The sequence below is a fragment of the Micromonospora craniellae genome (assembly GCF_014764405.1).
GTDB lineage: Bacteria > Actinomycetota > Actinomycetes > Mycobacteriales > Micromonosporaceae > Micromonospora > Micromonospora craniellae.
Window position 1 is genome coordinate 5,697,123 of the sequence record NZ_CP061725.1, and the last position, 20,667, is coordinate 5,717,789.

A 20,667-nucleotide genomic window follows, 5' to 3' on the forward strand; every position below is an offset into this window, starting at 1 on the left:
GCCGTCGGCTGCTCCGGATGCCGACACGGCACGGCCCCACGGGTGTAGCGGGTCTGTGGACCGGACTCCGGGCTCCGCCGGTACGCCCCCGGTGTCAGCGCTCCGGCCCGGGGTCGTCCGCCGGGACGCGCACGATCGTCACGCCGCTCGTGCGCAGCAGAAGGGTGCCGAGGGGTGATCCCTCGGCATCCTTCCCGTCGGCCACGCGTGGTCCGGGCGGAAGGTCCGGCGCGAGGGTGTCGACGGGCCGCTGCGCCCGGCTGATCAGGAACCGGTGGCGCCCGCGCACCGTCAGCTCCACGTGACCGCGCAGACCGTCGGGTAGTTCACTGTGCACGCCGGCCCGCTCGGCCAGTACGGCCAGGACCGTCGACAGGCCCGTCGGCCCGAGTCGGGTCGAGACGTAGGCGGCCGAGCCGTCGCCCACGGCCCGCCGGGTGACGGCCGGGCGCCCGGCCAGGTCCCCGGTCGTGTAGCGAGCCAGGATCTCGGTGTCGGTGCCGGTGAGGTCGATCCGGTCGGTCCACAGGGTGCCGGTGGCGCCGTTGTCGAGCCCGACGCTCTGGTCGTCGGTGAGCGGGGCGAACTCCTGGACCCGGATGCCGAGCACGTCTCGGAGGGCGCCGGGGTAGCCGCCGAGCCAGACGTGGTTGTGTTCGTCCACGATGCCGGAGAAGTAGGTGGTGGCCAGGTGCCCGCCGGCCTCGACGTAGGCACGGAGCCGGTCGGCCAGGACACCCGGGACGACATGCAGGATGGGGGCGATGAGCAGGTCGTAGTGTTCCAGCGGAGCATCCAGGGGCACGACGTCGACGCGGAGGCCGAGGTCGAGGAAGGCGGTGTACCAGTCCAGCGCCTCCTGGCGGTAACGGAGGCGGTCGGCGGGGCCGGAGTCGAGTTCGGCGGCCCACCAGGATTCCCAGTCGAAGACGATGGCGGCCCGGGCGCGGCTTCGCGTCGTGCCGGCCACCGACGCCAGGGCACGCAGGGTGGCGCCGAGGTCGGTGACGGCACGGAACACGTCGCTGTCCTCACCGGCGTGCGGAACCATGGCGGAGTGGTACTTCTCGGCACCGGCTGCCGACTGCCGCCACTGGAAGAAGCAGACGGCGTCCGCGCCGTGGGCGACGTGGGTCAGCGAGTCGCGGATCAGCTGACCGGGCCGTTTGGGAAGGTTCACCGGTTGCCAGTTGACGGCGCTGGTGGAGTGCTCCATCAGGAACCAGGGTCGCCCACCGGCCAGGTTGGCGGTGAGGTTGGCGGAGAACGACAGCTCGTCGTACGCCTGGGGGCCGGGGGTGACGTAGTGGTCGTTGGCGACGAAGTCGACCTCCCCGGCCCAGTCGGCGTAGTTCAACCCGTTGCTCTCCCCGGTCACCATGAAGTTGGTGGTCACCGGGATGTGCGGGGTCAGCTCGACCAGCAGGTCGCGTTCGGCGCGCAGGTGGTCCTTGAGGGCGTCGGAGGAGAAGCGTCGGAAGTCCAGTTGCTGGGTCGGATTCGGGTACGTGGGGGCCAGCCGGGGCGGCAGGATCTGTTCCCAGTCGCTGTAGTGCTGTGACCAGAACGCGGTGGCCCACGCCTGGTTGAGCGCCTCCATCGTGCCGTAGCGGGCACGCAGCCAGGTGCGGAAGGCGGACGCGGCGTCGTCGGAGTAGTCGTGGACGTTGTGGCACCCCAATTCGTTGGAGACGTGCCACGCGACCAGCGCGGGATGCCGGCCGTAGCGCTGTGCGAGTTCGCGCGTCAGCCGCAGCGCGTGACGCCGGAAGAGGGGCGAGGTGGGTCGCCAGTGCTGCCGGCCGCCGGGCCAGAGTCGGTGGCCCTCACGGTCGACCGGCAGGATCTCCGGATGCGCGGTGGTGAGCCAGGGCGGTGGGGACGCGGTCGCCGTGGCCAGATCCACCGCGATGTCGTACTCGTGCATCAGGTCCACCACCTCGTCGAGCCAGGCGAAGTCCCACACGTCCTCGTCGGGTTGGAGCCGTGCCCAGGAGAAGATCGCCAGCGAGACGATGTTCACCCCGGCGGTCCGCATCGCCCGCGCGTCCTCGCGCCACATGTCGCGCGGCCACTGCTCCGGGTTGTAGTCGGCGCCGAACCCCAGCCGGGCCCGGTCCGGCTCCGACGGCCAGCGTAGCCATCGGTGATCGCGCTGTGCTGCCACGACGAAGCTCCCCACGAAGACGGTGGTGCCGGCCCGAACGCCTGTCCGGCCCCGAGGGGAGACCGGACGGCGGCGGGTCAGCGGATGGTGAAACCCTGATCCCGGCCGTACGTGACCGAGACGTCCTGCCAGGCCAGGAGTCCGTCCTGCAGGGTGGTGCCGCCTTGGTACGCCCTGCCGACGGTGTCGCCGAAGACACTGTTCGCGTAGACCTGGAACGGCAGGTAGGACCAGCCGGGGGAGACCCGGGCGGCGGATTCGGCGAGAACTTGGTTGACCTGCTGGCCGCCGAAGTAGGGGAATTCCTTGTCGAGGAACTGCGGCGCATTCAGCTGTGCGGTGGTGGCAGGGAAGGCGCCGCGGTCGGTCCTCGTCTGGGCGCCCTCGGCGACGGTGGCGTACCGGAGGAAGGCGTAGGCGAGGGTCTTGTTGGCGCCCTGCTCGGGGATCGCCAGCGAGCTGCCGCCGTTCTCGGCGGTGACCGAGCCGCCCGCCTCCCATTGCGGCATGGGCGCGACGCGCCACTTGCCGCTGGCGGCCTGGACGCCGGATTCCAGGTTCGCGGGCATCCATGCGCCGATGACCAGCGTGGCGATGGTGCCGTCGCTCAGGCCCTTGTACCAGGCGTCGCTCCAGCCGACGATCGGCGCGAGCAGCTTGCCGTCGATGAGCCGCTGCCAGGTCGCGGTGAACGTCCGGGTGCCCTGGTCGGCGAGGTCGATCCCGACGCTGGTGCCGTCGACGCGGTAGGGTCTGCCGCCGGCCTGCCAGATCATGCTGGTGGCGAAGCCGGCGTCGCCGGTGTCGCTGGTGATGTACGCGTTCGGGTCGGCCCGGTGCAGCTTCTCTGCTTCGGTGACGTACTCGTCCCAGGTGGTGGGGACCCGCAACCCGTGCTTGTCGAAGACCTCCTTGTTGTAGAACAGGGCCATCGGGCCGGAGTCCATCGGCAGGCCGTGGACGCCGCCGCCGGAGCGCACGGCGGTCCACGGGCCCGGGGTGAAGGTGGCTTCGAGCTTGTCGGCGCCGTACCCGGTCAGGTCGGTGAGCGCCTTGGAGAGCACGAACTGTGGTAGCGCGTAGTACTCGACCTGGGCGACGTCGGGCACGCCGGATCGGGCCGTGACGGCGTTCTGCAGCGCCGTGTACTGGTCGTTGCCGGTACCGGCGTTGACCAGGTCGACGGTGACGTTCGGGTACCTGTCCTGGAAGTCGGCGACGACCTGCTTGAGGGTCGGCTCCCAGGCCCACACGGTGATCCGGCCACCGGCCGCCAGGGCGGCCTCGATGTCGGCGTCGGACACGGCGCCCGGCGACCCGCCGGAGTCGCGGTCGTCGCCGGCGCCGCATCCGGTCACCAGGAGACAGACGGAGAGGGCCGCGCTCACCAGGAGCGCTCGGCGGGGTAGGGCCATCACGATCGTTCCCTTCGTGGTGCTGTCGGTGTGGGATCGGTGAGCGACATGGCCGGCCTACTCCTTGACGCCTCCGGTGGAAAGGCCCGACTGCCAGTACCTCTGGAGCAGCAGGAACGCCGCGATCAGGGGCACGATGGTCAGCAACGAACCGGTGATCACGAGGTGGAAGATCGCCTCCCCGCCCGCGGTGCCGGCCTGCTGGCTCCAGGTCTTGAGGCCGATGGTGAGCGGGTACCAGTCCGGGTTCTTCAACATGATCAACGGCAGGAAGTAGTTGTTCCAGGTGGCGACCACGTTGAACAGCAGGACGGTGATCGTCCCGGGTGCCAGCAGCGGAGCACTGACGGTGAAGAAGGTGCGGAACTCGCCGGCGCCGTCGACCCGCGCTGATTCGATCAGCTCGTCCGGCACCGCGGCGGCGGCGAAGGTCCACATGAGATAGAGGCCGAACGGCGAGACCAGCGACGGGATGATGATCGCCCACGGAGTGTTGGTCAGGCCCAGTCTGGAGAACATCAGGAAGGTCGGCACCGCCAGCGCGGTTCCCGGGACGGCCACCGCACCGATGACCACCGCGAAGATCGCCCTCCGGCCGGGGAAAGCGAACTTCGCCAGCCCGTACCCGGCCAGGGCGGCCAGCAGGGTGGCGCCACCGGCGCCGACGCAGACGTAGAGCAGGGTGTTGAGCAGCCAGCGGAGGAAGATGCCGTCGTCCTGGGTCAGGACGTCGGCGATGTTGTCGACCAACGCGAAGTCCTCCGCGAAGGCCAGCCCGAAGGAGTCGAACAGCCCCTGCTGGGTCTTGGTCGCGTTGATCAGCAGCCAGGCCAGCGGCAGCAGCGTGTAGACCAGCACGAGGCCGGTCAGCGCGGTCAACGCGACGCTGCCGCTGCGGCGGGCTTCGCGTCGTCGTACCCGGGGTGGGCGGCGACCGGCCGAACGGGCGGCGTTGCCGGTGGCGGTCGGGGTGCGGGCCATGGTCAGTCCGCCTTCCGCATGGCGCGGAGTTGGACCAGGTAGGCGACGGCCATCGTGATCACGCCCATGACGATCGCCACCGTGGCGGCGTAGTTGAACTGCTGACCCGCGAAGGACAACGAGTACGCGTAGAAGTTCGGCGTGAAGTACGTGGTGATCGAGTTCGGGGCCAGGGTGTGGAGGATGCTCGGTTCGGTGAACAGGTGGAAACTACCGATGATCGAGAAGATCGTGGCGATCAGCAGCGGACCGCGCAACGCCGGCAGCTTGATCGCGGTGATGATCCTGAGCTGTCCGGCCCCGTCGATCGCCGCAGCCTCGTACAGCGCGGGGTTCACCACCCGTAGAGCGGAGTAGAGGATCAGCATGTTGTAGCCGACGAACTCCCACGTGACGATGTTGCCGATCGACGCGAGGATCAGGTCCGGCGAGAGCGGGTCCGGCACCGACAACCCGAGCGCCTTGTTGAGGTTTCCGACCAGGCCGAACCGGGTGCCGTACATGAAGCCCCACATGAGCGCGGCGACGACTGCGGGCACTGCGTACGGCAGGAACACCGAGATCCGGAAGAACGACGCCCCGTACAGCCGTCCACTGTCGATCGCCAGGGCGACCAGCAGGGCGAGGAACAGCATGATCGGAACCTGTACGGCGAGGAACAACGTGACCCGGCCCAACGCCGACCAGAACTGTGGGTCGGTCAGCGCCCTGGTGTAGTTGTCCAGCCCGACGAACCTGGTGCCGCCGACCAGCTGGGTCCGGAACACGCTCAGGTACAGCGAGTATGCGATCGGTGCGAGGAAGACCAGCGCGAAGACCGCCAGGAAGGGGCCGGTGAACTGCCAGCCGACCCGCGATCGCCGGATGCCGCTCGTCGTCGTTCGGCGGGTGGTCCGGGGCGAAGCCATCGGTGCGGCTCCCTTCCCGTCCGATCCGGGACGATGATGGTTACGTCAACATGCGCGTCCGCACCCGCCTCGACGATGCGGGTAGGCAGCGGAGGTGATCAATGTTTACGTAAACTCGCGTGGCGGTATGGTGGCACCACCCACCACGGTCGTCAAGGGAACGCCGGTGCGGGCGACGTCTGCGGCGCGGCAGTCAGGAGAAGCGATGGATGTGGATGCCCGAGGGTCTCGCCCCCAGGCCGCCCCCGTCGCCCGGCGAGCCGGTGCGGACATCCCCGGAGGACGCCGCAAACAACGCGTCTCCATGGCGGACGTGGCGCGACTCGCGGGCGTGTCGTCCCAGACCGTGTCCCGGGTCTCCAACGGTCATCCCACAGTCGTCGAGACGACCCGCCAGCAGGTGCTCGCGGCGATGCGACAACTGGGCTACCGGCCCAACAGCGCTGCCCGCGCGTTGCGCTACGGGCAGTTCCACACGATCGGCGTGATCCTGTTCAACCTGTCCTCGACGGGCAACAGCCGTACGGTCGAGGCGATCGCGACCCACGCCGCCACGGAGGGGTATGCGATCACCCTGATTCCGCTCGGCGCCCCCACTCAGGACAATGTGCTCGGCGCGTTCACCCGGATGGGCGAACTGGCGGTCGACGGGGTCATCGTCATCATCGAGGTGCACCTGCTCGACACCAACACCGTGGTCCTGCCACCCGGGGTGCACGCCGTGGTGGTGGACTCCGACGCCGGTGACCGCCACTGCGTCGTCGACACCGATCAGGCCGACGGTGCCCGGCAGGCCGTACGCCACCTGCTGGACCTCGGTCACCGCACCGTGTGGCACGTCGCCGGTCCGGTCGAGTCGTTCGCCGGCGAACGACGTACCGCGGCGTGGCGGGCCGCGCTCGAGGCGTACGGCCGCCCGGTGCCGCCGATCGAACGCGGTGACTGGTCCGCGGAGTCCGGATACCGCGCCGGGCTGCGGCTGGCCGAGCAGCCCGACTGCACGGCAGTCTTCACGGCGAACGATCAGATGGCCCTCGGCGTGCTGCGAGCCCTGCACGAACGGGGCCGGGAGGTGCCGGCGCAGGTCAGCGTGGTCGGCTTCGACGACGTCGCGGACACCTCGGCCTACCTTCCGCCGCTGACCACCGTGCACCAGGACTTCGCCGAGGTGGGACGTCGCTGTGTGCAGGCACTCCTGCGGCAGATCCGCAGCGGGCCCGCCGAACCCGGTACGGACCTGGTGCCCACCCGGCTCGTCGTCCGTGCCAGCACCGCACCACCGCCGTGACGCCGCTCGGGACATCGCCGGATCCGTGGACGCTGGTCCGGGAACCGGATCGGCCCTTTCGCCGGTCCACGGACGCACGGATGCACGGGACGCCTGTTTGCGGGTGTCGTGCTCGGGAAAGCGGGGTTTCCGGCGGTGAGCATGGCCGCCCCTGGCGGATGGGACTCGACGATGGGTGACCTGTCGGCGCCGGAGTTCGAGGTGGCCCCACCTTTGACGTTGGGGGTCGAGGAGGAGTTCCTGTTGCTGGACCCGGCGACCGGGGAGAGCATGCCGGTCGCCGCGCAGGTGCGTGCCGCGTTGCACGGTGACGCCCGGCGGCAGAGCCGGCAGGAGTTCCGGCACAGCATGGTGGAGATGGTTACCCCGGTCTGCACCGAGTTGACCGAGCTGCGGGAACATCTACTGACGCTGCGCCGCGCCGCGGCCGACGCCGCCCGCGCGGCCGGAGCGAGCCTGGTGGCCCTGGGCGCCACCCCGGTGCGGGAGGGCCACCGGTCCGTACCGGACGAACCGCGCTACCACGCCATGTCCCGGCGTTTCGGCCCGGTCGCGCACGATCCCGCCGTCTGCGGCTGCCACGTGCACGTGGGCCTGCCCGACCGCGAACTGGCCGTCCAGGTCGGTAACCACCTGCGGGTGTGGCTACCGGTCGTGCACGCCGTCACGGTGAACTCGCCCCTGCACGACGGCTCCGACACCGGGCACGCGAGCTGGCGCTCCATGCAACTGGAACGCTGGCCGAGCATCGGGCCGACCCCCTACTTCGCCTCCGCCGCCGAGTACGACGCCACCGTGGCCGACCTCGTCGAAGCCGGGATCATGCTCGACCCGGCGATGGTCTACTGGTACACCCGTCCGTCGGCCAGCTATCCCACCATCGAGATCCGGGTCGGTGACGTCTGCCCGAGCGTCGACGAGACCGTGCTGCACGCGGCGCTGGTCCGCGCCCTGGTCGCCACCATGGTCGACGACATCCGCCGCGGTACGCCCGCACCCCGGCTCCGCAGTTGCCTCGTCGCCGCCGCACACTGGCGGGCCGCCCACCACGGCCTCGACGGCGACCTCGTCGACCTGCGCACCACCCGGCCCCGGCCCGCCTGGGACCTGGTGGCCGACCTGCTCACCACCGTCACCCCGGCGCTGACCGCGCACGGCGACCTGGACTACGTCCAGCAGCAGCTGTCCCGACTCCGCCGCGCCGGCACCGGCGCCACCCGACAGCGGCAGATCCTCGCCGGCGCCGACGGCGACATTCCCACCCTGCTGCACCACCTCGCCGCCCAGACCACCACCGGCTGACGAGTCTCGCCGAGGGCAGCCGCCCGGCGGTCAGCGGATGTGGTGGATCTGGAGCCACAGTTCGAGCAGGCCGAGCTGCCAGAGCTTGTTGCTGCCGGCCGCCGCCTGCGCCGCGTCGGGCTCGTCGAGCAGATGCGCGACGTACTCCGGCCGGAACAGGCCCCGCTGCCGGGCAGCCGGTGCCCGCAGCGCGTCGACGACCAGGTCCCGCACCGCGCCGTCGACGTTGCGCAACGCGGGGACGGGGAAGTAGCCCTTGGGCCGGTCGATCACGTCGGCGGGCAGCACCTCCCGGGCGACCTCCTTCAGCACACCCTTGCCGCCCTGGGCCACCTTGTGCTCCGGCGGGCAGGCCGACGCCAGAGCCACCAGATCCTGGTCCAGGAACGGGGTGCGGACCTCCAACCCCCAGGCCATGCTCATGCTGTCGACCCGCTTGACCGGGTCGTCGGGCAGCATCCGGTGGGTGTCCAGCCGCAGGACGGCGTCCAGCGCGGTCTGCGCACCGGGCGCGGCCAGTTCGGCGAGGAGCAGCTCGCGGCTGGCGTCGTGGCCGCAGGCGTACGCGGGGGAGACCACCCGGTTCAGCTCGGCGTGGTCACGGTCGAAGAACGCCGACGCGAAGGTCTCCGCCGCCCCGTCGCGGGTCACCTGGGCGAGTGGCTGGTGGTAGCCGTACCCGGCGAACACCTCGTCGGCGCCCTGCCCCGACTGCGCCACCTTGACGTGCCGGGCCACCTGTTCGGACAGCAGGTGGAAAGCGACCACGTCGTGGCTGCCCATCGGCTCGGTCATCGCGGCCACCGTCGCGCGTACCGCCGGCACCAGATCGTCGTCGGCGAGCCGGATCCGCTGGTGGTCGGTGTCGAAGGTGCGTGCGACCAGGTCGGAGAAGCCGAACTCGTCGCCGGCCTCACCGCCACGGCTGTCGAACCCGATGCTGAAGGTCCGCAACTGGTCCTGACCGGCCTCGGCGAGCAGCGCCACGATGAGGCTGGAGTCCAGTCCGCCGGAGAGCAGCACCCCGACCGGTACGTCGGCGACCAGTCGTCGGCGTACCGCCGTGCGCAGTGCCCCGCCCAGCGCCGCCTGCCAGTCCTGAGCGTCCATACCGGCGTGGGCGGGGTCGCGGGCGTAGTCGGGTTGCCAGTAGACGCGCTCGCGGCTGCGTCCGTCGACCTCGATCACGCGCAGCGTCGCCGGTGGCAGCTTGCGCACTCCGCGCAGCACCGTGCGGGGGGCGGGGACGATCGAGTGCCAGGAGAGGTAGTGATGCAGGGCCACCGGGTCGATGGCGGTGTCGACGTCGCCGCCGCGCAGCAGCGCGGGCAGGGTCGAGGCGAACCGTAGCCGTCCCGGCCTCTCGGCCAGGTAGAGCGGCTTGATGCCGAGGCGGTCGCGGGCCAGGATCAGCCGCCGCCGGGGCCGGTCGACCAGGCCGATCGCGAACATGCCGACCAGGTGGTCGACGAACGCTTCGCCCCAGTGCGCGTACGCGACGAGGATGACCTCGGTGTCACTGGTGGAGCGGAACCGGTGCCCGGCGGCGCGCAGTTCCTCACGCAGCTCCGGGTAGTTGTAGACGCATCCGTTGAAGACCAGGGCGAGCCCGAGATCCTCGCGGACCATCGGCTGGGCGCCGGCGTCGGAGAGGTCGATGATGGTGAGCCGCCGGTGCCCGAGGGCCAACCAGTCGTCGCTCCACAGCCCCTCGCCGTCCGGGCCCCGGGACCGCATCGCCGCACTCATCCGGGCGACCGCGTCGGCGTCCGGTGCCGAGCCGTCGAACCGTGCCTCCCCGCCGATGCCGCACACCTCAGTGGGTCCTGGTTCCTGCGGGACAGGTCGGCACCGGGACGACTCCTGTCTTCGGTGGCAGGTCGTGGCGGTGCGCCGCGAGGTGCCGCCGAGTCGCGTGGGCGGCCCGCATACCCACTGGTCAGCGGCCGAAACCGCCACCATGCGGTCGTGCCTGTTGTCGCGTGGCCGTGCCCTCCACCGTGCTGCCGTGCCTGCTGTGTGCTGCCGTGCCCGCTGCCGGGAGTCGTGCCGACGCGACCCGCCGCGGAGCCTCGGCGAAGCGTTGCGGCGTGCTGGGCCAGGTGGGGAGATTTGTTGTCGCTGGAGCGACAACAAATCTCCCCACCCTCACCCATTGGGCGACGCATCGACCCGCAGTGCGCGTTCGGGCCGGCTCCGCGTGAGCGGAGCCGGCCCGAGGACGGCGTGACTGTGAGGTCAGCAGTCGAAGTACATGGCGAACTCGTGCGGGGTCGGACGCAGGCGGACCGGGTCGACCTCGTTGCTCCGCTTCCAGTCGATCCAGGTCGAGATCAGGTCGGGGGTGAAGACGCCGCCGTCGAGCAGGTAGTCGTGGTCGGCCTCGAGCGAGTCGAGAACGGCGGGTAGGGAGCCGGGGACCTGCTTGACGTCGCCCCACTCCTCCGGCGGGAGGTCGTAGAGGTCCTTGTCGATCGGTGCCGGCGGCTCGGTCTTGTTCTTGATGCCGTCCAGACCGGCCATGAGCATGGCGGAGAAGGCGAGGTACACGTTCGCCGACGGGTCCGGCACCCGGAACTCGACGCGCTTGGCCTTCGGGCTGCTGCCGGTGACCGGGATGCGGGTGCAGGCGGAGCGGTTGCGCTGGGAGTAGACCAGGTTCACCGGTGCCTCGTAGCCGGGCGCCAGCCGGCGGTAGGAGTACTCGTGGATCGCCTGGAAGCCCCGGATCGACGACCCGTCGAACGCGAGACCATCAGTGAAGAAGTTGTCGTCGACGGACTCCACCGGCAGATTGAAGTGTTGCATCACGCCGGGCAGGTCGCAAAAGCGTACGTCGACGAACTTCACGTCCTCGGTCGCCAGATAGCGCGGAAGCTCCCGGGGGGGGCGGTGAACACGGAGCCCTCCCTCGTCTGGACATCGGCCAGCACGGCGGCCTGACCTGCACGGTCGGCGAGCCAGACCCGACGGTACGACGACACGTCGGCTCGTGATCGGAATATTCCTTTATGCCATAACTTGTCTGTTTCATCCTCGTTCAGTCGTTGACGGGTGACGCCACGCCGAGCAGGCCCGTCAGTCGATCTGAACGGGGGATTATCGGTGAGACCTGTCCTACGAAGAATCACGAACGCGTCCACCGCGACGCTGGTCGCCAGCCTGGTGACCCTGGGGGTGGGGACGCCGGCACGGGCGGCACCCGGCGATGCGAGTGCGCGCGGTGTTGTCGTCGACCTGTCCGCGCAGGTAGCCGGCATCGCCGTGATCACCGCCGACGCCACCATCGGTACGGCCACCGCTCCGGCCGACGGGGGTACCGACACTGAGACGCTGCTGGCTGTCTCGATACCCGGGGCGCTCGGGGTGACCGCCAGCGGGACCGTCGAGGAGGTGACCGCCACCCGGGCGGCGGGCGTGTCGTCGGCGTCCGCCAGCGTCAACGGCCTCAACCTGGCCGTACTCGGTGTCGACGTGCTGGACGCCACCGAGGTCACCGCCACCGTGACCTGCCCGCAGGTCGGCGCGACCAGTGCGGACACCACGCTCGTCGGGCTGGAACTGTTCGGCTCGGCGGTGACGCTGACGGCGAACGGACCCGTCGTCGTGGGCAGCGCGGCCGTGGTGGTGCCGGGGCTGCTGGATGCGAGCCTGAATGCCTCGTTGACCCGCGTCGAGACCATCACCGCCACCGGTGCCACCGCGATCGCCGTGCGGGCCGCGCTCACCCTGTCGGGCACCGTCCTCGGTACGCCGACGACCATTCCGGTCGGGACCGTGATCGTGGCCGAGGCCATCTGCGAGCGTCCGTCGGCGGCACCCACCACCACCTCGATCACGCCGGACGAGGGCCCGCAGTCGGGTGGTCAGACGGTGACGATAACCGGTACGGGCTTTGTTCCGGGTGGTACGTCGGTCACGTTCGATGGTGCGCCGGCCACCGATGTCACGGTCAACCCGGCGGGTACGTCGCTGACGGCGGTCACTCCGCCTGGCGCGGTCGGTCCGGCGGTGGTCGTGGTGACCAGCGGCGGCGGTACGGCCGCACCGTTGGACTACACGTACCTCGCCGATGGCAGCGCTGCCAACGTGACCGGCCTGACTCCGAGGAGTGGGCCGACCGCCGGTGGTACGACGGTGACGATCACCGGTACCGGCTTCACCGGTGCGACCGGGGTGACCTTCGACGGGGTGCCGGGCACCGGTTTCACCGTCAATCCGGCTGGCAGCACGATCACGGTCGTGACTCCGCCGAATGCTGCGGGACCTGCGGACGTGCGATTGGTGTTCCCTGCGGGCACCGCCGTCGCGCCGACGTTCACCTACCTCGCGCCCACGATCACCTCGATCGTGCCGGACACCGGCCCGGTCACCGGCGGTACCACGGTGACGATCACCGGAACCGGCCTGACCGGTGCCACCGGAGTGAACTTCGGTGACACGCCGGGAACCAATCTCGTCGTGAACCCGAACGGCACCTCGCTGACCGTGGTAACCCCACCCGGGCAGGTCGGTCCGGTGGACGTGACCGTGCTCATCCCGGGCGCGAACGCGACCGCACCGGACGGGTTCACGTACGTGGCGGGACCGCCGACCACCACCTCGATCACGCCGGACGAGGGCCCGCAGTCGGGTGGTCAGACGGTGACGATAACCGGTACGGGCTTTGTTCCGGGTGGTACGTCGGTCACGTTCGATGGTGCGCCGGCCACCGATGTCACGGTCAACCCGGCGGGTACGTCGCTGACGGCGGTCACTCCGCCTGGCGCGGTCGGTCCGGCGGTGGTCGTGGTGACCAGCGGCGGCGGTACGGCCGCACCGTTGGACTACACGTACCTCGCCGATGGCAGCGCTGCCAACGTGACCGGCCTGACTCCGAGGAGTGGGCCGACCGCCGGTGGTACGACGGTGACGATCACCGGTACCGGCTTCACCGGTGCGACCGGGGTGACCTTCGACGGGGTGCCGGGCACCGGTTTCACCGTCAATCCGGCTGGCAGCACGATCACGGTCGTGACTCCGCCGAATGCTGCGGGACCTGCGGACGTGCGATTGGTGTTCCCTGCGGGCACCGCCGTCGCGCCGACGTTCACCTACCTCGCGCCCACGATCACCTCGATCGTGCCGGACACCGGCCCGGTCACCGGCGGTACCACGGTGACGATCACCGGAACCGGCCTGACCGGTGCCACCGGAGTGAACTTCGGTGACACGCCGGGAACCAATCTCGTCGTGAACCCGAACGGCACCTCGCTGACCGTGGTAACCCCACCCGGGCAGGTCGGTCCGGTGGACGTGACCGTGCTCATCCCGGGCGCGAACGCGACCGCACCGGACGGGTTCACGTACGTGGCGGGACCGCCGACCACCACCTCGATCACGCCGGACGAGGGCCCGCAGTCGGGTGGTCAGACGGTGACGATAACCGGTACGGGCTTTGTTCCGGGTGGTACGTCGGTCACGTTCGATGGTGCGCCGGCCACCGATGTCACGGTCAACCCGGCGGGTACGTCGCTGACGGCGGTCACTCCGCCTGGCGCGGTCGGTCCGGCGGTGGTCGTGGTGACCAGCGGCGGCGGTACGGCCGCACCGTTGGACTACACGTACCTCGCCGATGGCAGCGCTGCCAACGTGACCGGCCTGACTCCGAGGAGTGGGCCGACCGCCGGTGGTACGACGGTGACGATCACCGGTACCGGCTTCACCGGTGCGACCGGGGTGACCTTCGACGGGGTGCCGGGCACCGGTTTCACCGTCAATCCGGCTGGCAGCACGATCACGGTCGTGACTCCGCCGAATGCTGCGGGACCTGCGGACGTGCGATTGGTGTTCCCTGCGGGCACCGCCGTCGCGCCGACGTTCACCTACCTCGCGCCCACGATCACCTCGATCGTGCCGGACACCGGCCCGGTCACCGGCGGTACCACGGTGACGATCACCGGAACCGGCCTGACCGGTGCCACCGGAGTGAACTTCGGTGACACGCCGGGAACCAATCTCGTCGTGAACCCGAACGGCACCTCGCTGACCGTGGTAACCCCACCCGGGCAGGTCGGTCCGGTGGACGTGACCGTGCTCATCCCGGGCGCGAACGCGACCGCACCGGACGGGTTCACGTACGAAGCCGCCCCGCCCCGCATCGACACCGTCACCCCGGGGCAGGGACCGATCGGTGGGGGCACGATCGTGACGGTCGGTGGGTCCGGGTTCGTGCCGGGCGCGACCGTGGTCACCATCTGCGGTAGGACCATTCCGGCCAACCAGGTCACGGTGGCAGCGGACGGTCGCTCGTTGACCTTCCGTACGCCGCCCTGCCCGGCCGGGAATACCACGGTCGTCGTGAGCACCGACGGTGGGGCGTCCAACGCGCTCACCTTCCGCTACGTCGCGAAGGTTCTGCCGGTGACCGGTGACCGTGTCACCACGTCACTGACCGCCGGTGCGGTGCTCGCACTTCTCGGCGCCGTCCTCGTGCTGCTGGCCCGCCGTCGGCGGTACGCCGGCCAGGCCGGCTGACCGAGCAGTCCCGGCCAGGGCCCGGAGAGGGCCCTGGCCGGGACGTACCTGGGCTTCCCCGGCCACCGCAGGGCCGTGTGACTCTCCGTATGGCGGCCGTCGCGTCGACGGAAGCAGGGCAAAGGGAGCCGGAGCGTGTCGTGCGGTGGCGGACTCGCCGTGCTAATTCGTATTAGCGTCTTGACCGCCGGGTAACCGCACGCGCAGACTCATCGATCAAATGAACCGGTTCGGGGCGATTATCCGCAGCGTGTCGGCCACTCGTTGGGGGTGAACGGCGTCCGCTGACCTGTCCCGCCCGGTCCCGTCCCCGTCGTCCACTCCGAACGGAGGGAACGCGATGACCCGTACCCCCGAGAACCCCTTCACCCGACGCACACTGCTGCGCGGTGTGGCGGCGGCCGGTGTCGCGGCCGCGACCACTGGCGCCGGCCTCGCCGTCACGTCCGCACCGACCGCCGCCGCCCCCGCCGGCTTCCCCAACTACCGGTACATCCGGGACGCGCTGCCGGCGTGGCTGCGCTACAACCCGACCCGCGAGTTCATCTTCCCGTGCGTCCGAGGGGTCTACGACAAGATCAGCAACTATCTCGGCCGCTACTACCTCTACTACGCGCCGCACGACGCGCCGGGCGGCATCTGCCTCGCCTACGCCAACCGGCTCGAAGGCCCCTACACCGAGTATTCCGGGAACCCGGTCATCGACCGGGTGCTGCCGACCACGACGGTGAGCCACGTGTCGTCGCCGCACGTCGTCTGGGACGCCCCGACGCGGCAGTTCTACCTGTACTTCCACGGCGAGAACTTCACCACCCGGGTGGCCCGTTCCAGCGACGGCGTCCGGTTCACCGACGAGACCCCGATCCTGTCGACCCGGCTGGTGCCGAACACCACCGAGACCTCGTACGCGCGGGTCTTCGAACACTCGGTTGCCGGCAGGGGCAACCGCTACGTGATGGTCTTCATGGGCGCCCACACCATCGGGCCGGGCACCCGGAAGATCTTCTGGGGCTGGTCGCCGAACGGTTGGAGCGGATGGCAGTTCGCGCCGAACCCGCTGGTGTCGCCCGCCGGTGACGGCCTCACCGACATCTCCGCGCCGCACCTGCTCAAGCGCAACGGCACCGCCTACCTGGCGTACCACGGCAACAACGGCAACATGTACCTCACCGAGGTCGGCAACAACTTCGACCGGGAGGTGCACCTCGGCGTCTTCCACCGGCCGATCGCCTCGGACAACGGTCGGGTGGCGTCACCGGCCTTCGGCACCGACGGCGGGGTGTCGTACATGCTCTACGAGGCCGGGCCCCGGCTGAACGCCCGCATCTGCGTGGCCCGCGCGGTCTAGGGACGGCGTCGCCCGGTCCGGTGCGAGGACCGGGCGACGCTTCCTGTCAGCCCTTGAGGCCGGTGTGTGCCAGGCCCTCGACGAACTGCTTCTGCGCGATCACGAAGACCACCAGCACCGGAAGCGCGGTCATCGACGCCGCGGCGAGCTGCACGTCCCACATCGGACCGCCGTACGCGTCGACGAACTGGGTGAGCGCCTGGGGCAGGGTGAACTTCTCCGGCGTGGAGAGGAACACGATCGGCTCCAAGTAGAGGTTCCAGCTGTGCAGGAAGGTGAAGATGGCGACCGCGCCCAGCGCGGGCCGGGACAGCGGCAGCGCGATCCGCCAGAAGGTGGCGAACCGGCCCAGCCCGTCGACCCGGGCCGCCTCCTCCAACTCGCCGGGCAGGGCGAGGAAGAACTGCCGCATGATGAACGTCGCCAGCACGCTGGGCGCGCCGAGGATCGGCACCAGGATCAGCGGCCAGTGCGTGTCGATCAGCCCGAGCCGGAAGAACATCTGGAACAACGGCACGATCGTCACCTCGCTCGGGATGAGCAACCCGGCGAGGACGACCAGGAACAACACGTTCTGGCCACGGAAGCGGATCCGCGCGAAGGCGTACCCGGCCAGGGCCGCCACGGCCAGCGTGCCGACGGTGACCACCAGCGCGATGTAGAGGCTGTTGAGGTACTGCTGCCCGAACGGTTGCAGGTCGAACACCCGATGGTAGGCGTCGAGCCGGGGATCGACCGGCAACAGTTGCGGCGGGAAGGCGAAGATGTCCGCCACCGGCTTCAGCGACGAGGTGACCATCCACCAGGTCGGGAAGACGAAGGGTACGGCCAGCACCAGCAGCGCCCCGTAGAGCACGAGCTTGGTCCGGGGCGACAGGTCACGACTCATGGAAGACCCACCTCTTGCGCATCTGCCACTGCGCCACGGTCAGCGCGAGGACGATGCCGAACAGCACGATCGACAGGGTGGCGCCGTAGCCGAAGTGGTGGAACTGGAACGCCTGTTGGTACAGGTAGTAGACGAGCACCGTGGTCGAGGTGCCCGGACCGCCCTGGGTGAGCACCGCGATCTGGGCGAAGACCTGGAGCGAGCCGACCACCGTGATGATCGAGGTGAGCAGGATCGTCGGGCTGATCAGCGGCACGGTGATCCGCCAGAACTGGCGCAGGCGGCTGGCCCCGTCCACCTCGGCCGCCTCGTACAGTTCGGCGGGCACGCCCTGGAGGGCGGCCAGGAACAGCACCATGTTCAGGCCGACGTTCTTGAACACCTGCACGACGACGACCGAGAGCATCGCGGTGGCCTCGCCGCGCAGCCAGTTCGGTCCGTCGACGCCGATCGTGTCGAGCAGGCCGTTGACGCCGCCGTTGTCCTGTAACAGGAAACCCCAGACGATCGTCCAGGCGACCAACGACACCACGACGGGGGAGAAGAACAGCGTGCGGAACACGATCGTGCCGCGCAGCTTCTGGTTGAGCATGACGGCCAGCAGCAACGCCAGGGCCAGGTTGAACACCACCAGGCCGACGGAGAAGAACCCGGTGGCCCGCAGGACCGCGCCGAGGTTCGGGTCGTCTGCGAGCGCCACGTAGTTGTCGGTGCCGACGAAGTCGAACGTGCCGGCGAGCACGTTCCACTCGTGCAGGCTGTACCAGACCACGAGGACCAGCGGCAGGATCACGAAGACGGCGCTGCCGAGCAACTGCGGGGCGATGAACAGGTAGCCGGTGAGGTGGTCGCGGCGGCGGCCGGTCCAGAACGGCCGGGTCCGGTCCGGGGTGGACCCGGCCGTGGCCGGATCCACCCCGGTGTCCGTACGGGTCATCGGTCGCCTTACTTCGCCAGCAGCGGCTGGATCTTGCCGCAGACCCCGTCCAGGACGGCCTTGACGTCCGCGTCGGCCTTCCACAGCGGATCCAGACCGGCCCGGACCTGCTGGCTGATCTCCGCCTGGCCAGCGTGGCTCGGCTTGACCACACCGTTGGTGATCCCGTCGATGACGACCTTCTGCAACTGCTCCGGCTTGAGCTTCGGGTTCGTCTTGGCCAGTGTGTCGGCGGTCAACTGGGACTGACGCGGCGGCGGGAAGAACTGGGCGAGCTTGGCGGAGTTGGTGGGATTGGTGAGGAAGGCCAGGAAGTCGGCGGCGGCCTCGGCGTTCGGGCTCCGCTTGAGCACTCCGATACCGGCCTGCCCGACCACCGCGTACGGCCCCTTCGGCCCGGCGGGCAGCGGGACCAGGTCCCAGGCGAACCCGCTGTCCTTGAGCAACGAGGCGCGGGAGATCTGGGTGATGGTCATGGCGGCGTCACCGGCGAAGAAGTCCGCGGTGGTGCCCGGGCCGGGCAACGCCTTGTCGGTGAAGACGGCGCGGTGCAGCCGCGTCATCGCCTCGACCATCTCGGGTTCGGCGAAGCCGCAGGTCCCGCCGTCCTCGCTCCACGCCCGAGCACCCCACCCGGTCCAGACGGTGGACAGGTTGCTCCAGTCCTTGTAGTCGAAGTCGCGGATCACCAGTCCGGCCTTGCCGGTCGCGGACCCGGTGGCGCCCGCTGCGGCGAAGGCGTTGTCCCAGGTCCACTGGTCGGCCTCGATCAGCTCGGCCGGGGTCCGCTGGTCGGCCTGCTTGAGCAGGTCGGTGTTGACGAAGACACCGAACGGCGAGGTGGAGAAGGGGTACGCGTACAGCTTGCCGTCGTCCTGCCAGAGCTTGAGCGTGGCCGGCAGGATGTCGTCGTACTGGTAGCCGTCGGTCTTCTTGAGGGTCTCGTCCAGCGGCAGCAGCGCGCCGGAGGCGACGAAGTCAGGCGCCGAGTTCTCGAACACCCAGGCCAGGTCGGGGGCGTTGCCGCCGGCGATCTGGGTGGTCAGCGCCGTGGTGTACGTGTCGAACGGCAGCGGATCGAAGGTGATCTGCGTGACGTCGGGGTTGTTCTGGCGGTACTCGTCGGCGATCTCGTTGAACAGGGCCAGATGCGCCTCGTTGGCCGACCAGACGGTGATCCGCAGGGTGGCCGGGCCGCTGTCCTGCGTCTCACCGCCGCCGCAGGCGGACATGGCGAGAACGCCGGTCAGCGTCGTGGCGACAACGCGTATTCCCTTTCCTGATCTCATCGTCTCTCCTCACCGGGGGGTCAGTAGCCCGCGATCTCCGGCCACCGGCATTCGACGCCGGCGGCCGTGACGCGGTCGGTGAACTCGGCCAGCAGCCGGGGGGTGCCGCGGACCGCGCGCGGGGACTCGCCCCGCGCCAGACAGAAGTCGGCGAGCAGACCGGCGACCTCGCCGACGTTCCACTCGACCGGGTGCAGCCGGTAGCTGCCGTTGGTGACGTGCGTGGTGCCGATGTTCTTGCCGGCCGGCAGCAGGTTCTCCATCCGCTGCGGGATCAGCGCGCCGAGTGGGATCTCGAACGGGCAGGACCCGACGTCGATGTAGTTGTCGCCGCCGGTCGACGGGTGCAGGTCGATGCGGTACATCCCGACGCCGATCGAGTCGGGGTACCGCACGGCGCCGTGGTCGCCGCGTACCGCGAGGGAGAGGTCCTGTTCCACCACGGTGTACTCGGCCCGGATCCGGCGCGACTCCCGGATGTAGGGCGCCTGGGCCAGACCGGCCGGGTTGTCGGTCACGTCGCCGCGTAGCCGCAACCCGGGGAAGCCGGTGCCGCCGTCGGGGCGCGGTGCCTCGGTCTGCAACCAGTAGAAGAGCGAGTACGACAGCTCGCGTGCCTTGGCCAGGTGCCACGACGCGTTGGGCACGTCGATGACCGGGCCCTCGAAGTAGTCGATCATCGGCCAGTTGACCAGGGTGATGTCGCTGGCGTACGCGCCGTCGACGAAGTTGCGCCGGGCCGCGATCCGGCGGAACGTCCACAGGTTGCCGTCGCCGGGGTTGACGCGCTGGTCGGCGTTGACCAGCCACGGCTCGTCGTCCGGGTTCGGGGTGAAGCTGCGCTCCAGGATCTCCAGCGTGCGCGGGTTCGGCGAACGCCAGGACAGCAGCCGGTCACCCCAGAAGTCGGGCTTGTAGTCGCGCCAGAAGTCGTATCCGGCGGGACGGTCGATGGTGTGATCCCCGTCGACGTGGTCGATGGCGAAGCAGATCGACACGGCCTGCATGTTCATCGGCTGCGCCTCGGCCGGGGCGCTCGGCTCGCCGGTCTGTTCCCGCGACTCGAAACCGGTGACGTACTCGGTGCCGGTCAGCGGCAGCAGCTCGCCGGTCTCGGTGGCGTCCAGCACGTACGGCGCGGTGACGTCGATCCGGTCCTCGCGGTCCCGGTGCGCCAGCGTGACGCCGGTGACCCGGTCCCCGTCAGTGGCCGCCGCCACCGGCCGGTACGGCTGGAGCACGGTCAACCGACCCGAGCCCCGGTACGGCGCGAGCATCTGTTCCAGGACGGCGACGGCCACCCGTGGCTCGTGGCAGAGCCGGCTGACCCAACCGGCCCCCGGGTTGAGGTCGGTCCACGAGCGGGAGCGTTCGGTCAGCGGGTAGTGCCGTCGGTAGTAGTCGCGGATGCCCGTGCGCAGCGCCCGGTAGCTGGCGGTGGCGCCGAACTGCTCGATCCAGGAGTGCTCGTCCGGCGGGACGGCCTGGCTGGTGAGCTGCCCGCCGAGCCAGTCGAACTCCTCGGTCAGGATCACCGACCGGCCGGCCCGGGCCACGGCGAGCGCGGCGGCGACCCCGCCCAGCCCGCCGCCGACGATGAGGACGTCCGCACGCATCTGTGCCACTT

Annotated in this window: 13 protein-coding genes and 2 pseudogenes; 4 read left to right on the top strand and 11 right to left on the bottom strand. The window is 70.0% G+C overall.

Annotated elements, in window-relative coordinates; genetic code table 11:
- Positions 1 to 94: 94 nt before the first annotated feature.
- The 4 genes from ID554_RS25900 to ID554_RS25915 form a co-directional block, all read right to left on the bottom strand.
- Positions 95 to 2,167, bottom strand: coding sequence for a beta-galactosidase (locus tag ID554_RS25900; RefSeq protein ID WP_223884252.1), 2,073 nt, complete (start codon positions 2,165 to 2,167; stop codon positions 95 to 97).
- A 77-nt stretch (positions 2,168 to 2,244) separates the two neighbouring features.
- Entirely contained in the window at positions 2,245 to 3,582 is a 1,338-nt protein-coding gene (locus ID554_RS25905) for an ABC transporter substrate-binding protein (protein ID WP_117228176.1), read from the bottom strand.
- A 57-nt stretch (positions 3,583 to 3,639) separates the two neighbouring features.
- Positions 3,640 to 4,563, bottom strand: a complete 924-nt coding sequence (locus ID554_RS25910) for a carbohydrate ABC transporter permease (RefSeq protein WP_117228175.1) — start codon at positions 4,561 to 4,563, stop codon at positions 3,640 to 3,642.
- A 2-nt stretch (positions 4,564 to 4,565) separates the two neighbouring features.
- A complete protein-coding gene (locus tag ID554_RS25915; protein WP_117228174.1) occupies positions 4,566 to 5,471 on the bottom strand; it encodes a carbohydrate ABC transporter permease in 906 nt (301 codons plus the stop codon).
- A gap of 205 nt (positions 5,472 to 5,676) precedes the next feature.
- Between ID554_RS25915 and ID554_RS25920 the strand changes: the two genes are divergently transcribed.
- Together ID554_RS25920 and ID554_RS25925 are read left to right on the top strand one after the other, a co-directional pair.
- Positions 5,677 to 6,759, top strand: coding sequence for a LacI family DNA-binding transcriptional regulator (locus ID554_RS25920; protein WP_223884253.1), 1,083 nt, complete (start codon positions 5,677 to 5,679; stop codon positions 6,757 to 6,759).
- 171 nt (positions 6,760 to 6,930) lie between these two features.
- Entirely contained in the window at positions 6,931 to 8,061 is a 1,131-nt protein-coding gene (locus ID554_RS25925) for a carboxylate-amine ligase (protein WP_117228172.1), read from the top strand.
- 30 nt (positions 8,062 to 8,091) lie between these two features.
- Here the strand turns inward: ID554_RS25925 and ID554_RS25930 are convergent, their stop codons facing one another.
- The 3 genes and pseudogenes from ID554_RS25930 to ID554_RS33395 form a co-directional block, all read right to left on the bottom strand.
- Positions 8,092 to 9,876, bottom strand: a complete 1,785-nt coding sequence (locus ID554_RS25930) for an N-acetylglutaminylglutamine amidotransferase (protein ID WP_117228171.1) — start codon at positions 9,874 to 9,876, stop codon at positions 8,092 to 8,094.
- 423 nt (positions 9,877 to 10,299) lie between these two features.
- Positions 10,300 to 10,764 (bottom strand): annotated as a pseudogene (locus tag ID554_RS25935) (type I glutamate--ammonia ligase); the annotation flags it as partial.
- Positions 10,765 to 10,776: 12 nt separating this feature from the next.
- Positions 10,777 to 10,911: pseudogene (locus ID554_RS33395) on the bottom strand (glutamine synthetase); the annotation flags it as partial.
- Positions 10,912 to 11,115: 204 nt separating this feature from the next.
- Between ID554_RS33395 and ID554_RS25940 the strand changes: the two are divergent.
- Together ID554_RS25940 and ID554_RS25945 are read left to right on the top strand one after the other, a co-directional pair.
- Positions 11,116 to 14,577: a beta strand repeat-containing protein gene (locus ID554_RS25940; protein WP_191088633.1), complete on the top strand. Its 3,462-nt coding sequence runs from the start codon at positions 11,116 to 11,118 to the stop codon at positions 14,575 to 14,577.
- 340 nt (positions 14,578 to 14,917) lie between these two features.
- Positions 14,918 to 15,925 (top strand): glycoside hydrolase family protein, encoded by a 1,008-nt coding sequence (locus tag ID554_RS25945; protein WP_117228168.1) that lies wholly within the window; start codon positions 14,918 to 14,920, stop codon positions 15,923 to 15,925.
- Positions 15,926 to 15,971: 46 nt separating this feature from the next.
- Here ID554_RS25945 and ID554_RS25950 read toward each other — a convergent pair whose 3' ends face one another.
- Genes ID554_RS25950 through ID554_RS25965 form a run of 4 tightly spaced genes read right to left on the bottom strand, consistent with a single transcriptional unit; the run spans position 15,972 to position 20,656 of the window.
- The gene (locus ID554_RS25950; protein WP_117228167.1) at positions 15,972 to 16,814 is read right to left on the bottom strand and encodes a carbohydrate ABC transporter permease; all 843 of its coding nucleotides are present in this window, start codon (positions 16,812 to 16,814) and stop codon (positions 15,972 to 15,974) included.
- The gene (locus ID554_RS25955) at positions 16,804 to 17,751 is read right to left on the bottom strand and encodes a carbohydrate ABC transporter permease (RefSeq protein ID WP_117228166.1); all 948 of its coding nucleotides are present in this window, start codon (positions 17,749 to 17,751) and stop codon (positions 16,804 to 16,806) included. Before ID554_RS25955 ends, ID554_RS25950 begins: the two co-directional genes overlap by 11 nt.
- Before the next feature lie 8 nt (positions 17,752 to 17,759).
- On the bottom strand, positions 17,760 to 19,040 hold the full coding sequence (locus ID554_RS25960) for an ABC transporter substrate-binding protein (RefSeq protein WP_117228165.1): 1,281 nt from the start codon (positions 19,038 to 19,040) through the stop codon (positions 17,760 to 17,762).
- A 20-nt stretch (positions 19,041 to 19,060) separates the two neighbouring features.
- Positions 19,061 to 20,656 (bottom strand): FAD-dependent oxidoreductase, encoded by a 1,596-nt coding sequence (locus ID554_RS25965; RefSeq protein ID WP_117228207.1) that lies wholly within the window; start codon positions 20,654 to 20,656, stop codon positions 19,061 to 19,063.
- Between the last annotated feature and the right edge of the window lie 11 nt (positions 20,657 to 20,667).

Excerpts from the sequence above, each read along its gene's own strand:
- ID554_RS25905 (WP_117228176.1), bottom strand. The coding sequence starts at position 3,582 with ATGGCCCTACCCCGCCGAGCGCTCCTGGTGAGCGCGGCCCTCTCCGTC.
- ID554_RS25910 (WP_117228175.1), bottom strand. The coding sequence starts at position 4,563 with ATGGCCCGCACCCCGACCGCCACCGGCAACGCCGCCCGTTCGGCCGGT.
- ID554_RS25915 (WP_117228174.1), bottom strand. The coding sequence starts at position 5,471 with ATGGCTTCGCCCCGGACCACCCGCCGAACGACGACGAGCGGCATCCGG.
- ID554_RS25920 (WP_223884253.1), top strand. The coding sequence starts at position 5,677 with ATGGATGTGGATGCCCGAGGGTCTCGCCCCCAGGCCGCCCCCGTCGCC.
- ID554_RS25925 (WP_117228172.1), top strand. The coding sequence starts at position 6,931 with ATGGGTGACCTGTCGGCGCCGGAGTTCGAGGTGGCCCCACCTTTGACG.
- ID554_RS25945 (WP_117228168.1), top strand. The coding sequence starts at position 14,918 with ATGACCCGTACCCCCGAGAACCCCTTCACCCGACGCACACTGCTGCGC.
- ID554_RS25950 (WP_117228167.1), bottom strand. The coding sequence starts at position 16,814 with ATGAGTCGTGACCTGTCGCCCCGGACCAAGCTCGTGCTCTACGGGGCG.
- ID554_RS25955 (WP_117228166.1), bottom strand. The coding sequence starts at position 17,751 with ATGACCCGTACGGACACCGGGGTGGATCCGGCCACGGCCGGGTCCACC.
- ID554_RS25960 (WP_117228165.1), bottom strand. The coding sequence starts at position 19,040 with ATGAGATCAGGAAAGGGAATACGCGTTGTCGCCACGACGCTGACCGGC.
- ID554_RS25965 (WP_117228207.1), bottom strand. The coding sequence starts at position 20,656 with ATGCGTGCGGACGTCCTCATCGTCGGCGGCGGGCTGGGCGGGGTCGCC.